This window comes from Marisediminitalea sp. (assembly GCF_984433645.1).
The window spans coordinates 1-13,721 of record NZ_CFIDRX010000119.1 but is presented as its reverse complement, the minus strand read 5'-3'; the positions used below and the strand labels follow the sequence as shown (position 1 = coordinate 13,721).

The window sequence follows — 13,721 nt, the reverse complement described above, 5'->3', positions numbered from 1 at the left end:
GCAGGCTGTCACAAAAGTGTCACCGGAACGTTATTTAATATCCAACCACTGCGCACGGACAGTGGTTTATTCACCTCACCGCACATTCCGGAGGCCCCACATGATACGTTTTACCAGTATCAATCGCTTGATCATGACGCCCGTCATGGCGATTATCAGCATTTTAGTGTTGCTCAATGCGGTTTCGCTCTCGTTGGCGTTCAGCCTGATTGAAGACATTGAACAGGTAGAGCTGACCCATGTTGAGTCGGAGCGCCAAATCAGCGAAGTGTTGTCTGAGTTTAAAACCCAGGTGCAGGAATGGAAAAACGTGCTGTTGCGAGGCAGTGTTGAGAAAGACCGAAATAAGTACTGGCAGCGGTTTCAGGAGCGTGAGCATGGGGTCAGAACCCAACTGAGCAAGTTGGTTCAGGCACAACAGTTACACGCTGAACAGAGTGCGACAATAGAAGCGTTTCTGGTTGCACACGACACCATGGGGACTAAGTACCGGGAAGGCTATCAGGCGTTTGTTGCGGCAGGATTCGACCCTAAAGTGGGCGACACCTTTGTGCGCGGCATCGACCGCGAACCTGCCAAGTTACTGCAGCAATTAGCAGACCGAATCGCACTGCTGTCTAAGCACGCTAAAGAAGACGTAGCCAGCCAAACCCGCCAGCGGTTGTGGATGATCTTACTATTGTCGGTGGTGGTGAGTGTGCTTTGTATCTGGTACCTGGTGGTTAATTTACGCAAAAATATCGTAAAACCCACTCGCGACATTGCCGCCTGCTTGCGTCAAATGGAGCAAAAGCACTATGACTATCGCTTGTCGTATCGCAGTGATCATGAATTAGGCGCAGTAGCGAGTGCCACGCGTCATTTGCAAACTAAACTGCAGGATACGGTTACACTGCTCTCTGATGCACAACTGCAAATGCAGCGTTCGCACGATACGCTGGATGATGTCAGTCAGGCCATTGAGCGCGGCGCAAACACACAGCATCAATCGTCTGACGCCCTTGCCAGCGCCAATGCCAAGCTTGATGAAATAGTAAAAAGCCTGGTCGCAATTACCACACAGGTATCGGTGGCGTCGGGTAACTCTCAAACCCAGGTAAATGAGTGCTATCAAACCTTTGAATCGGCCAATCAGGGCTTTGCCCAACTGGCACAAACGGTAACAGATGCCAGTAAAATCGTGAATGAGTTGCAGGCGAGAAGTGCCAGTATTCTTACCGTGGTCAATGTCATCAATGAAATTGCCGATCAGACTAACCTGCTTGCACTGAATGCGGCCATTGAAGCAGCCAGAGCCGGGGATCACGGACGTGGGTTTGCCGTTGTTGCTGATGAGGTGAGGGCACTGGCAGCGAAAACGCAGCAATCGACTCAGGAAATAAACGGCATCCTCAGTGCATTCGAGTCAGATGCCAACAAAGCCGTCAATGCCATGCAGAACGGTCAGCATCACGCTGATTCCAATGCACAAAGCGCGCAGCGGGCATTGGTGTTACTGAATGACCTTGTGCGCTACATTGAAGAAACACAAAGTGTGGTTGCTGCGCTCAACGATGCAGCTGGTGAGCAGTCTGAGGTGGTCCGGCAATTGGATGCCGTTACCCAAAAAGTGCTGCGTTCGTCAGAAGAGTATCACACGCTGGCGAAAAGCGATGGTATCTCCCGGGCGATTGGGCAGATGTCACAAAACGTCACCTCTGTGGTATCGGCACTGAGCTAAACAGCGTATTTTGGCGTACAATGGGGCAAACACTGCGCAGTACAGGCCAACATGTTGTTAAACAATCTGACGTTTCATCCTATTTACAGTCAGCTTTCTTTGCCGGTGAGGCATCGGTTCCCGATAGAAAAATATCAGGGGATTTACGATGCGTTGTTGGCAAGGGGAGTAGAGCGTGAACGTTTTGTCTCACCTGAGCCCGTTTCCGTTGAATTACTGCAACAACATTACCTCCCTGAGTACGTGAACAATCTGATAGGCGGAACGCTGGACCGACAGGCTATGCGACGTATTGGCTTTCCCTGGTCGGAACAACTAATCCAACGCAGCCTCACCGCCGTTGGCGGCACCATTCAGACTGCAGAGCTGGCACTGCAACATGGCATTGCACTAAACCTCACCGGTGGTTATCACCATGCTGCCGCCGACTTTGGTTCAGGATTCTGTTTGTTTAACGATCTCTATCTGGCTGCCAGGCGAATGCTGCAGTCCTCTGATATCGACAGAGTATTGATTGTTGATCTGGATGTACATCAGGGTGACGGCACTGCATTATTGGCTCAGCACGACGACAGTGTGATCACGCTTTCATTGCATGGTGAAAAGAACTTTCCCCACCGTAAACAACAGTCAGACATGGATTTTCCACTGCCCAAAGGCACTACCGATGACGATTATCTGAATGTTGTTGATGAGGCGGTGTCTTTGGCCCTGCGAAGTTATTCTCCCGACGCGGTTATTTATGATGCCGGTGTCGATATCCACGAGGATGATGATCTGGGTCATCTTAACATCAGCACGGCCGGGGTGTTAGCCCGGGACCGACTGGTCATTAATGCCTGCAAGCAGCATTGCCTGCCGGTGGCTTGTGTCATTGGAGGCGGGTACCAGCGTGATATTGGTGCGCTGGTAGACGTTCATCTTCAGCTTTTTAAAGCAGCCGGTGTCTACTAAACTGCAGTAAACCTTAACGAAGCCGCTGAATTAAAACAGCGCGAGCTGGACTCCGACGCCGATGCGCTCCTGCTTGCGGTTGTAATCGATGAGTGAATCACCGTAACCGTTAAAGTACTCCAGCACTGCTTCGTAACGAGGTGAAATGGGGTAGCTAAACGTTATACCAACACTGCCGCGATTTTTGTCCCATTCCAGGTTGTTTCTTAGCTGAATAAGCACGCCCCAATTGTCGAAGCGGGTGCCGTAACCTATTTCCATGCGGCCGTAATAATGGTTGATATCCGGATTGTCATCACCACTGGTATCATTTTCATCGACTTTCGCATCTTCAGGAACGCGATACCAGGTTTTCAGGTAATAGACGTCATCCTCGTCGCTAAACAAGGTTGAAAGCATAACGCGGTTCCAGCTTCTTGAGCGGATACCGCTTTGACCGTTGGACATGTGATTAAAGCCCAGTTGAATAGCATTGAAGTCAAAACCCAGTAAGCGGATATCGGTATTCCACTGGTAGAACACTTCGGGCTGATAATTGGTTTCCCTGAAGGGCTTGGACACTTCGCTGTTGTATAGTTGCCAGAACGAGGTCAGAGTGAAACCGAAGTACAATCCTTCAACCGAATCTTCCTGTGTGTAGAGCGGAAGCTTAATACTGAGTTGAAACTTGGCTTCGTTGTTGTCGACATTGTCACTGGTTAATGCTTCGTTGCCCAATGAATTTGGGTTAGTAACATGACTAAAGGGCAAAATATAGTTGCGCTGATACTGAGTAATGGCAAACGCATTTGCCAGCGCTGTGCGATCTGATTCAAAGCGTTTGGTTAGTATACTGGGCTTGGCAACAACACCGGGCTCTTGCTCCAACTGTTGAGTTGCATTGGGATCCTGAGCAAGGGTAGGCGTGGCAACAAGCGCTAACGCCGCCAAACACCCTTTCAAATAAGAAAAGTAATTAACGGAGCGGTTATTCACAAAAATCAATGGTGAGTCCTTCGTAAGCGGCAAACATCTCCAGCGGCGACTCGGCGGCAGCAATAAACTGATTACAGTGAGACACAATGGCATCAATATCGTCATCGGTTCTGCACGGATCGTGACTGTACAGTGCCAGACGTTTGGCATTGCAAGCCATGGCCAGCTTAACCGCTTCCTCAGCCACGGAGTGGCCCCAGCCACTTTTCGCCGGCATGTCGGATGTCATGTACTGTGCGTCGTGGATGATCAGGTCGGCATCCCGGGCAAATTCTACAAAGGTCAGAAAATCTGTTTCTTTTTTGTATGGGGGGTACAGCTCGTTATCGGTGATGTACGCTATTTTTTTGCCCTGATCGGTAATGGAGTACGCACTGCCTTTTCCGGGGTGGTTCATGGGGAGCCGGGCAATACTTGCGCTGCCAATTTTCCAATGGTTGGTGGAATCCGGAATGGGGGTAATGACAATGTTGGACAGCAACGCGCTGGCGGGGACCGGGAATACCGACCCTTGCATTTGTTTCATAATGGCGTCGTATTCCGGCAGAGTTGTTAATCCTGGGGTAATGTTAATTTCACGCTCGGGTTGATAAATGGGCGTAAAAAAGGGAAAGCCCTGAATGTGATCCCAGTGATTGTGGGTCAGCAGAATATGAATTGGCGTGGTTTTTTTAATTAACTTTTCGCCGAGCAAGCGAATGCCGGTACCGGAGTCCAGAATGATATCGGTACCGTCACCAGGAACAACATGCACACAAGCGGTATTACCGCCATATCGCACAAAATCTTCGCCGGGTGTGGGTATTGAACCTCGCACACCATAGAAGGTGAGTTGCATGTTCGCTCCTTACGCTTGTTCGCCTCACTGCGTATTGTCAGCGAGGCGTTTGCTTTTTCTTATTATTAAAGCGTTCCAATGAAATTGGCAACGTCTGATAAGTCTAGTAGTGTTTTTTCACCTGTGCGACGGTTTTTGTACTCAACTTGCTGATTATCAAGATTTCGTTCGCCGACAACGATACTGTGCGGGATCCCTACCAGTTCCATGTCGTTGAACATTACGCCCGGGCGCTCTTTGCGATCGTCAAACAACACTTCAATGCCTAAATCGACTAATTGCGCATAAATCGCCTCTGCAGCGTCTTTAATCCGCTGTGACTTGTGCATGTTCATAGGAATTAGCGCAACCTTGAATGGGGCGATAGGGTCTGGCCACATAATGCCGTACTTGTCGTGGTTCTGCTCGATCGCTGCGGCCACAATACGCGACACGCCAATACCGTAGCAGCCCATCGATAAAATCTCGTGTTTGCCGGTTTCACTCAACACACCGCAGTTCATAGCTTTAGAGTATTTATCGCCCAGTTGGAAGATATGACCCACTTCAATACCGCGCTTAATTTCAATGGTGCCTTTGCCATCCGGAGACGGATCGCCAGCTTCAATGTTGCGCAGGTCAGCAGTTTCGCCTGTAAAGGATTCACCCAAAATGGCAGCTGCCACAAAGTCTGCAATCACAGGTACGGAAACTGACGCTACATCAACGTCGCTTAACGCAACACCTAAAACAGACTGCGCTTTTTCGTCGCTGGCAATAACCAGCGGACTGGCTACCTGCGCGACTTTTTCGGCTTTGATATCGTTCAGCGTGTGCTGTGCAGACAGTGCTAACAACACCCATTGCTCAGCATCGTCTTCGGATTCACCCTGAACCAATACAAACTGAAGGGCTTGCTCGCCAGCAGATTCAACCGGCAGCGTCTGTGCCATTTCAACGTTTGCGGCGTAGTCTGATTCGGTAGAAAAGGCGATGGCGTCTTCACCTGAGTCGGCTAGAACATGGAATTCATGAGAAACGCTACCACCAATAGAGCCGGAATCGGCGATAACCGCGCGATAGTCCAGACCCATGCGTTCAAAGATATTACAGTAGGTTCTGTACATAACATCGTACGTTCCTTGCAGGCAGTCCTGGCTCAAGTGGAAGCTGTACGAATCTTTCATGGTAAATTCACGGCCACGCATAATGCCAAAACGCGGGCGAACTTCGTCGCGGAATTTGGTCTGAATCTGATACAGGTTAATTGGCAGTTGTTTGTAGCTGCTGATTTCGTTGCGTACCAGGGCTGTGATCACTTCTTCATGAGTCGGGCCCAGTACAAAGTCACGCTGGTGGCGGTCTTTAATGCGCAATAGCTCGGGACCATACTCTTCCCAGCGACCAGACTCTTCCCACAGGTCAGCGGGTTGTACTACCGGCATCAGGACTTCGATGGCACCGGATTTGTTCATTTCTTCGCGAACGATGTTGGCAACTTTATTCAGTACACGCAGACCGGTTGGCAGCCAGGTGTACATACCGGCAGCGAGTTTGCGGATCATACCCGCGCGCAGCATAAGCTGGTGGCTAATGACTTCTGCATCAGCAGGGGTTTCTTTTTGCGTCGATAACAAATACTGGCTGGTACGCATTGGTAGTGTTTACCTATTTCTGATTATTAAACCCGCGTATTCTAGCAGCGTTACGGGCGCTTACAAAGCCTGTTGTCCCCGGTCTGTGTTCTTTCCCACACATTTTTTCTGAACAGGTTATTGGGGGCAGGTCAGCTCGCGTGCAAACAGCAAGTTTGTTGTCTAAAAGCAGTCAACTCAACTTATACCAACGATACAATCTCGGTGACCCAAACCTCGCCCTGAGATACCCGCCAGTGTACGTCTGCATCGTAAAGCTGAACCTGGTAGTCTTTCGGATCATCCAGCTGCGACTGTTTGTAAGCGGGGCGAGGGTCCTGGGATAAGCAGTTTTCAATTAACAGAGGCAAATCCTGTTGTGGTTGCCTGGCAAGTTGAGCCCGAGCCTGCTCGGTAAAATTCACGGTTAAATTTGGCACGGGCTTGTCGTCAAGCAGCGCAGCCGACGCATTCTGTATAGCATCACTGTAGGGAATGTAGGGTTTGATATCGATAATGGGTGTGCCGTGCAGCAAATCGATATTGCCCACATGGAGAAACAGCCCCGATGCAGTGTGCTCAACGCCCAGGTTTTCCACTGCAGACATGCCAATTCCGTTGGGACGAAAGGTGCTTCGGGTAGCAAATACGCCCGTGCGGGTATTGCCACCCAGGCGCGGCGCTCTAACCGTGGGTGACCATCCTTTATCCAAATTCTCGTGGAATAGAAACAACAGCCAGAGATGACTGTATGTGTCTATTTGCCGCAGCGAATTAGGGTCACTAAAAGGCGGGGTGAGTTTAATTCGACCTTGCGCTTTTGCCAGTGCTGGCTGACGGGGGATCGCAAATTTTTGTTTAAAAGGCGACTCAAGTGTTCCAATTGGTTCAATTGAGTACACATTCGGTTTTGTCATAGTTTGCAACACTTTTGTAGTGGTTCTGACACATTGTGCACACATTTTCGGGGTATCTTACATTGGCTATTCCGTGAGTGCGATCCATTCGAGGCTTGAATGTAAGTTGTCTCTATGGGTAGCCCAACCACGTCCTCCCTGGGACATAGCATCTTGTCGCTGGCCAGATGGCCGGCGATGTTTTTTGCTATTCAGTTCCCTCCGGTCCATTACACAGCCCTATTTTGTGAATTCATCACATAACACATGATTGAAATTTACGCGTGTGTCACTATATATCAAGCGCACATTAGCTCATGTAGCCACAGTGCATACAGACTATTTAGTACAACGTAAAAGAATAAGCGTCGCAGATCGTAATAGGATGACTATGATCTCAGTAAAAAACTTATCCAAACATTACCACCACTTTAAAGCGGTTGATGATTTGTCGTTTGATATTGCTCCAGGCAATATCGTTGGGTTTCTCGGTCCGAATGGAGCGGGCAAATCCACTACCATGAAAATGCTGACCGGTTTTTTGCCGCCTACGTCAGGCGATATTGTTATTCAGGACAAGCGCTACGCGTCGGATGCCAAGGCGATTCAGCGCAATATCGGGTACTTACCCGAGGGCGCGCCCGCCTACGGCGATATGACGGTTTGGCAATTTCTGCACTTCATTGCCGATGTTCGCGGGCTGAAAGGCGCTGCGCGAAAGTCACGTTTGTTTGATGTAATTGGCCGGGTTGAATTAGCCGATGTGCTAAACCGACCGATAGATAATCTGTCAAAGGGATTCAAGCGCCGTGTCGGCCTGGCGCAAGCTATTTTGCATGACCCGGATATTCTGATCCTCGATGAACCGACAGACGGTCTGGACCCAAACCAAAAACACCATGTTCGTCAGTTAATTGAAGACTTGTCGAAAGAGAAAATTGTGGTGATTTCTACCCACATTCTTGAGGAAGTCACAGCGGTATGTAATCGGGTTATGATCATTGCCAACGGCCAGCTTCGATTTGATGATACGCCCAATGCACTGCGTCATCAGTCTCGTTTTTGCAATGCAGTCAGCCTGAAGATGAGCTATGCCGCGGATATTTCCGGCCTGGCAGAGCTTGAGGGTGTAGAAGAAATGGAAATTGACCGCAAAACCGGTTTGGTGACCTTGTTTCCCGAACCCGGTAAGCATATTTTCCATGTCATCAACGAATACGTTACCCAGCGCCGTTTGCCGGTTGAAACCCTTACTCTTGAGCAAGGGCGGTTGGACGAAGTATTCCGGGATATCACTACCCGGGAGGTGTCACATGGCTAATGTCTGGTTTATTACCCGCAGAGAATTCAGTAGTTTCTTTGCCACGCCGGTCGCTTATGTGTTCATTGCGATTTTTTTAATGCTGTCAGGCGTGTTTACCTTTTTCATTGGCAACCTGTACGAACGCGGTCAGGCTGACCTCATTCCGTTTTTTAATTTTCATCCCTGGTTGTATTTGTTTCTGGTGCCAGCCATGGCGATGCGCAGTTGGGCCGAAGAGCGCAAATCCGGCTCAATTGAATTATTAATGACGTTACCTGTGAGCATAGGTGAGGCAGTGCTGGGTAAATTTCTGGCGGCCTGGTTTATCCTCGCACTCTCGCTCATTCTGACCTTTCCTTTGTGGCTAAGCGTTAACTATCTCGGTCAACCCGACAACGGCATAATACTGGCCGCTTACATTGGCAGCTGGCTTATGTCCGGGGCGTTTCTGGCTATCAGTACCTGTATGTCAGCCTTTACTCGCAATCAGGTTGTCGCATTTATTCTGGCCGTGGTTGTGTGCTTTTTATTTGTGGTGTCAGGCAGCGGTATAGTGCTTGATGCGTTTGAGCCCTGGGCGGGTAACCTGTTGCTTGATACCGTAGCCAGCTTCAGTTTTCTTACCCACTTTGAAGCCATGGCAAAAGGGGTACTTGCTATGAATGACGTGGGCTACTTCCTGATCATTATGGTGATTTGGCTGTATGCCACCCTGGTTGTAATTGAAAATAAGAAGGCGGATTAACCATGAAAAATACCACTGCCTTTACAACTCTCGCGCTGCTCATTGCGCTATTTTTCGGTGTCGTGGTGATCAACAATGAATTATTAGGTCATTACCGCATCGATTTAACCGAAGATAAAGTGTATTCCCTGTCGCCCGGCAGTCAGAAGGTGCTGGATGAATTGGACGAACCGATTGTACTGTACTTCTTCTTTTCGGATTCCGCATCGAAAGGCATGACCGCATTGCGCAATTATGCCAATCGCGTTCAGAGCCTGTTGGAAGAGTACGCCAGTCGCGCGAATGGTAAGATTACGCTAAAAGTGATTGACCCTGAGCCTTTTTCTGAGGCAGAAGATCTTGCCGCACAGTATGGCTTGACCGGAGCAACGCTTGGGCCGGTTGGCGAAGCAATTTACTTCGGGTTAGCGGGTACGAATGCGGTAGACGACCAGTTCAGTATCGGCTTTTTTGACCCCCAGCAGGAAACCTTTCTGGAATATGACATCAGTAAGCTCATTTATCAGTTAAGCGATCCTGAGCCTGTTTCTGTAACGCTATTAACGGACTTGAACTTACTCGGTGGCCAAAATCCCATGTCGGGCCAGTATACGCCGCCAATGACTTTCTATAGTCAGCTAAATCAGCTCTACGATGTTACCACGATTGGCAGTGATGCATCGCAATTGCCTGACGACACAGATGTGCTGGTGGTTGTGCATCCGCAAAACTTATCAGAATCCCTGTTGTACTCCATCGATCAGTTCGCGATGAAACAAGGGCGGATACTCCTGTTCATGGATAGCCACTACGAGTCAGACCCAATGGCGATGATGAGCGCGATGGGCGCCAATGCATCCGAGTTCTCGCTATTGGAAAAGTGGGGGATTAACGTCGACACCAGCAAAGTCGTATTAGATGCTCGATTGGGACTGGACATTCGCACGCCGGAAGGTGCAGTCGCAAGACATCCCGGGATCATTGGTTTAACCGGCGAGCAGTTAAATCGCGAGGACATTATTACGGCCAATCTGGAGCTTATTAACGGCTCGTCGTTTGCGCCACTCTCGCTAAATCAGGACAGCCGCTTGCGCCTGACGCCCCTTGCGTATTCTTCGCAGGACGGCGTAGCTGTGAGCAGCAGTGACTATGCGCTAACCCGTGACCCTGGAGCGCTGCAACGCATGCTGGATACGACTAAACAGCAATACACGCTGGCTGCAAGGATTGCCGGAGCAACACGTTCGGCCTACGACAGCGCGCCTGATTTTGAAGAAAGTAACGCAATGCAATCTGCACATGTGAGTCAGACTACACAGTTAAACGTTATTGTGTTCACGGATGCCGACATGTTGGCGGATCGCTTTTGGGTTCAGCAAAGCAATTTCTTTGGCGAAACCTTGTTCACCCCATTCGCGAATAATGGTGACGCGGTGATCAACGCTAGCGAAAACCTGGCCGGAAGCAGCGCATTGATCAGTATTCGGGGACGCGGTACGTATGCGCGACCTTTCGAGGTGGTTCAGGCTTTGGAAGCGAAAGCGGAAGCGCGCTTCCGGGAACAGGAAGAGCGGCTGCAGGCCCAGTTGCAACAAACGGAAGCGCAATTAGCCGAGTTGCAGAGTGTGCAAAATGAATCCGGTGCGTTAACGCTCAGTCCGGAGCAACAGGCTGCACTTGACGAGTTTATTGCGCAGCGGGGAGCGATTCGCAGGGAGTTGCGCGATGTAAGGTATCAGTTGGAGCGTGACATAGACACGTTGGGCAATTATCTGAAATTACTCAATATTGCCGTTGCACCGCTAGTGTTGGTTACCTTGTTATGGCTAAGCGCGCGTTTATTTAAGCGCCGGGCCGGTAAACAAGTCAGGGAGGAAATCGCCGCATGAAGCGTATCGTTGTTCTAAGTGTATTGGTTATTTTGTCGTTAGGTGGCGCTTACTACTTAACGATGTACAGAGGACAGGCAGACAGTGCACCAGCTCATGTCCTGCTGGGCGGACTGGAGGAAAATGCTTCAGCGCTCACGGCAGTAACCATAGAAAATGCTGAGGGTGTTGTATTCAGTGCGCGCCGGGAGCAAAACCAATGGTTCGCCACGCATCTGGACAGCATGCTGACGTTTCCGGTTGATATGACTGCGCTGTCTGATTTTGTCAGTGAGCTCACTCAAGCCACGGTATTGGAAGGGAAAACGGCTAAGGCCAGTCAGTATTCGCGGTTGGGGGTTGAGCCTGTGACACAGCCAGGCTCCCAGGGCACGCTGATCACGTTGGCCTCGGCTACTCAGCAATGGCGGGTGTTGCTGGGCAATCTTGCCAGCAGCGGTATGGGACGCTACGTGCGGGAACCTTCACAACAACGCAGTTACCTTATCGACAAACCATTAGCGTTGCCGGTGGGCAATGCCGACTGGCTAACAAAGCAGTTAATAACAGTGTCGGTTAATACGCTCTCTGAAGTCATTGTAGATGGGCAGGAACCTTTTACGCTGTTTAACAACAGTGAAAACGGTGAGTGGCAACTATTTGATGTCGCAGCTTCCGAACTAGCGTATCCGGGTATCTTGTCACAAACGGTCAATGACATCGTAAATGTGAACTACGACGACATGCGTGCGCGTATGCCGGAAGAAGCTCTCGATGAACCATTACAATCGATTACGCTGAACGGTAACAAGCAAACGCTAACGATTCATGTTTTTGCTAAACAGCAGGACGCCTCAGGTTATCTTGTTTCTATTGCTCACGAGGCCGACGGCGAGACACCCTGGACGCCGGAAGGTATTGAAAATTGGGTGTTTGAGCTGACCGACTTTCAGGCCAGAGGGCTACTGACACTGCGTTCGGATTTAATTCGATCACCGGAAGCCGAGTAAATATTAAATATAGTCAATATCCTGTGCCCGCAGAGGCGGGTACAGGGTGGATGCTTTGTCTTTGTTAATACTCTTCTGACTTACAGGCCGCTAATTGTGCAGCCAGATGTGGGCATCCTAATGCTTCCGCTTTCGCGATATTGACCTCAGGAATATCCTGTGGCGCATCATAATGTTTCAGCGCTTCGGTAACGTCTTTTTCTCTGATGATATGCAGTACCGGGTGAGGAGCCCGGTTTGTGTAATGACTGGCACTCTGTGGATCCTCGCCATCAAACAGATAATCCGGGTGAAACGTGGCCAGTTGGTAGGTGCCACTGTAATCCCAGTGTTCAATGCATTGCTGTGCCATATCAATAAGCAGCAGAAAATCATCAAACTCAGCCCAACCTGTCGGCAATATGAGTAGTGTGGTGGCGATAGTCGGATTGTTATCGAGTAATTCGCACTCGTTTTGTAACATTGTCAGGGCGTCGGCCATGTCGGCACTTTCGCATTCGGCATAACGGATTTGGTTGTTATTGCGAACATAGCTGGCAAAAGGGCAAAAGTTATGGGCTATCACCATCGTATCCAGCCAGCGCTGCACGTGCAGACTGGCTGGTGTTTGCGGAGTCATTTTCATGAATGGAATTTAACGTAGGCTTCCAGCGTGTTTTCAATCAAACTGGCCACTGTCATTGGGCCAACACCACCTGGTACGGGGGTAATATAACCGGCTCTGTCTTTCGCTTTGTCGAATTCGACATCACCAACCAGGCCGCCTTCAGCAGTGCGGTTAATACCTACATCAATAACGATAGCGCCAGGTTTAATCCAGTCTCCCGGAATAAACGCAGGTTTACCTACCGCAACAACCAGCAGGTCCGCACGGCTAACGTGTGATTTTAAATCCTGGGTAAACTTGTGGCAGGTTGTCACCGTGCAACCGGCAAGCAATAACTCCAGTGACATTGGGCGTCCAACAATATTCGATGCACCAACAATAACCGCATCCAGGCCTTTCACAGGACGCTTGGTTGCTTCAATCATGGTCATAATGCCCTTTGGCGTACACGGGCGAAGGGCCGGAATACGCTGAGCCAGTCGGCCTATGTTGTAAGGGTGGAAGCCATCGACGTCTTTGTGCGGATGAATACGTTCAAGAATGGCTTCTGCATTTAAACCAGCAGGCAAAGGTAACTGTACCAGAATGCCGTCAATTTCTGCGTCGTCATTGAGTTTGTCAACCAGCGCTATTAGATCTTCCTGGCTACTGTCTGCTGGCAAATCAAAAGAGCGTGATAAAAAGCCCACTTCTTCACAGGCTTTGCGTTTGTTTGAAACATACACTTGCGACGCAGGATCTGCGCCTACCAGGACAACGGCAAGACCGGGTTGACGTTTACCGGCTTCTTTTAATGATTTTACATAACTGGCGACGTCTTGTCGGACTTGCTTGGCAATCTGTTTGCCGTCTATAAGGTGCGCGGTCATAGTTACTTGCTGCTTCTGTTGATTCAAAAAGGAGAGTGTCTAATATTTTCACATAAATAGTGTGGCTTAGGAAGTTAGCAATCGGTGTAATGTCTTTTGCGCGTGGTATTCAGGTTGCCATGGTATTTCTCAATAGCTGTCCTTCATATGGACTATTGTTGGCTAAAAAATAACTCAGTTGCTGAGTTAATGAGCATACAAACATTTTGCTAAAAAAAGTGTTTGACGAGGTAGGGGCAAATCGGTAACATGCGCCCCCCGTAACGAGAGGGAAATTTACTCTCCTTACACAGTCGGTGAGTGGCGCAGCTTGGTAGCGCACTTGTTTTGGGTACAAGGGGTCG

Annotated in this window: 12 protein-coding genes; 6 read left to right on the top strand and 6 right to left on the bottom strand. The window is 49.6% G+C overall.

What is annotated here, in order from left to right:
- The first annotated feature begins 100 nt into the window (after positions 1-100).
- Both AC4MRN_RS14460 and AC4MRN_RS14455 read left to right on the top strand, forming a co-directional pair.
- Positions 101-1,720, top strand: coding sequence for a methyl-accepting chemotaxis protein (locus AC4MRN_RS14460; RefSeq protein ID WP_491203656.1), 1,620 nt, complete (start codon positions 101-103; stop codon positions 1,718-1,720).
- 51 nt (positions 1,721-1,771) lie between these two features.
- A complete protein-coding gene (locus AC4MRN_RS14455) occupies positions 1,772-2,674 on the top strand; it encodes a histone deacetylase family protein (protein ID WP_491203655.1) in 903 nt (300 codons plus the stop codon).
- A 30-nt stretch (positions 2,675-2,704) separates the two neighbouring features.
- Here the strand turns inward: AC4MRN_RS14455 and AC4MRN_RS14450 are convergent, their stop codons facing one another.
- The 4 genes from AC4MRN_RS14450 to tsaA all read right to left on the bottom strand — a co-directional run bounded on the left by AC4MRN_RS14450 (position 2,705) and on the right by tsaA (position 7,017).
- Positions 2,705-3,649, bottom strand: a complete 945-nt coding sequence (locus AC4MRN_RS14450; protein WP_321200691.1) for a phospholipase A — start codon at positions 3,647-3,649, stop codon at positions 2,705-2,707.
- Positions 3,642-4,487, bottom strand: coding sequence for an MBL fold metallo-hydrolase (locus AC4MRN_RS14445; RefSeq protein ID WP_155014106.1), 846 nt, complete (start codon positions 4,485-4,487; stop codon positions 3,642-3,644). The genes AC4MRN_RS14450 and AC4MRN_RS14445 overlap by 8 nt, the downstream gene beginning before the upstream one ends.
- A gap of 65 nt (positions 4,488-4,552) precedes the next feature.
- Complete coding sequence (gene proS, locus AC4MRN_RS14440) at positions 4,553-6,121, bottom strand: proline--tRNA ligase (RefSeq protein ID WP_073323058.1); 1,569 nt, start codon at positions 6,119-6,121, stop codon at positions 4,553-4,555.
- A 182-nt stretch (positions 6,122-6,303) separates the two neighbouring features.
- Complete coding sequence (tsaA, locus tag AC4MRN_RS14435) at positions 6,304-7,017, bottom strand: tRNA (N6-threonylcarbamoyladenosine(37)-N6)-methyltransferase TrmO (protein ID WP_491203654.1); 714 nt, start codon at positions 7,015-7,017, stop codon at positions 6,304-6,306.
- A gap of 370 nt (positions 7,018-7,387) precedes the next feature.
- Between tsaA and AC4MRN_RS14430 the strand changes: the two genes are divergently transcribed.
- From AC4MRN_RS14430 to AC4MRN_RS14415, 4 genes are read left to right on the top strand one after another with little or no spacing between them, the layout of a single operon-like run.
- A complete protein-coding gene (locus AC4MRN_RS14430) occupies positions 7,388-8,317 on the top strand; it encodes an ABC transporter ATP-binding protein (RefSeq protein WP_073323056.1) in 930 nt (309 codons plus the stop codon).
- On the top strand, positions 8,310-9,044 hold the full coding sequence (locus AC4MRN_RS14425; RefSeq protein ID WP_255052719.1) for an ABC transporter permease subunit: 735 nt from the start codon (positions 8,310-8,312) through the stop codon (positions 9,042-9,044). Before AC4MRN_RS14430 ends, AC4MRN_RS14425 begins: the two co-directional genes overlap by 8 nt.
- A gap of 2 nt (positions 9,045-9,046) precedes the next feature.
- Positions 9,047-10,912 (top strand): GldG family protein, encoded by a 1,866-nt coding sequence (locus tag AC4MRN_RS14420; protein WP_491203653.1) that lies wholly within the window; start codon positions 9,047-9,049, stop codon positions 10,910-10,912.
- Positions 10,909-11,901 carry a DUF4340 domain-containing protein gene (locus AC4MRN_RS14415; protein ID WP_491203652.1) on the top strand — a complete coding sequence of 331 codons (993 nt, stop codon included), beginning with the start codon at positions 10,909-10,911 and terminating at the stop codon, positions 11,899-11,901. The genes AC4MRN_RS14420 and AC4MRN_RS14415 overlap by 4 nt, the downstream gene beginning before the upstream one ends.
- 64 nt (positions 11,902-11,965) lie before the next feature.
- Here the strand turns inward: AC4MRN_RS14415 and AC4MRN_RS14410 are convergent, their stop codons facing one another.
- Positions 11,966-12,526 carry a DUF1415 domain-containing protein gene (locus AC4MRN_RS14410; RefSeq protein ID WP_488802075.1) on the bottom strand — a complete coding sequence of 187 codons (561 nt, stop codon included), beginning with the start codon at positions 12,524-12,526 and terminating at the stop codon, positions 11,966-11,968.
- Positions 12,523-13,377 carry a bifunctional methylenetetrahydrofolate dehydrogenase/methenyltetrahydrofolate cyclohydrolase FolD gene (gene folD / locus AC4MRN_RS14405; RefSeq protein ID WP_073323046.1) on the bottom strand — a complete coding sequence of 285 codons (855 nt, stop codon included), beginning with the start codon at positions 13,375-13,377 and terminating at the stop codon, positions 12,523-12,525. The genes AC4MRN_RS14410 and folD overlap by 4 nt, the downstream gene beginning before the upstream one ends.
- Positions 13,378-13,721: the final 344 nt, after the last annotated feature.